The 552-nt window shown below is 65.9% G+C and carries 1 protein-coding gene; it reads right to left on the bottom strand.

Features of this window, described 5'->3' with window-relative positions:
- On the bottom strand, positions 1-552 hold a 552-nt coding region (locus Q7C21_RS22740), incomplete at both ends, for a peroxidase family protein (RefSeq protein ID WP_375151201.1).

Here is a 552-nt window from a genome sequence, read left to right as displayed (position 1 = left end):
GACTGGCCCAGTAGACGTGGTCTTCCGGCTCCCAGACGTCCTGGCGGCCGCCGGCAAAGCCGAAGGTTTTAAAACCCATGGATTCCAGGGCGACGTTGCCGGTGAGGATGATCAGGTCGGCCCAGGAGAGCTTGCGCCCGTACTTCTGCTTGATCGGCCAGATCAGCCGCCGCGCCTTGTCCAGGCTGACGTTGTCGGGCCAGCTGTTCAGCGGTGCAAAGCGCTGCTGGCCGCGGCCACCGCCGCCCCGCCCATCGGCGATGCGGTAGGTGCCGGCGCTGTGCCAGGCCATGCGGATGAACAGCGGGCCGTAGTGGCCGAAGTCCGCCGGCCACCAGGGTTGGGAGTCGGTCATCAAGGCCAGCAGGTCGCGCTTCACGGCGGCCAGGTCCAGGGTCTTGAATTCGGCGGCGTAGTCGAAGTCCTCGGCCATCGGGTCGGACAGCTGCGAGTGCTGGTGGAGGATCTTCAGGTTCAGTTGGCCGGGCCACCAGTCACGGTTGCTGGTGCCTTCGCCGGCGGTGTGTTTGAACGGGCACTTGGATTCATTGG

It is taken from the genome of Pantoea sp. ANP04, assembly GCF_041982285.1.
Classification (GTDB): Bacteria; Pseudomonadota; Gammaproteobacteria; order Enterobacterales; family Enterobacteriaceae; genus Pantoea; species Pantoea eucalypti.
This window is presented reverse-complemented; position numbering and strand designations above follow the sequence as displayed.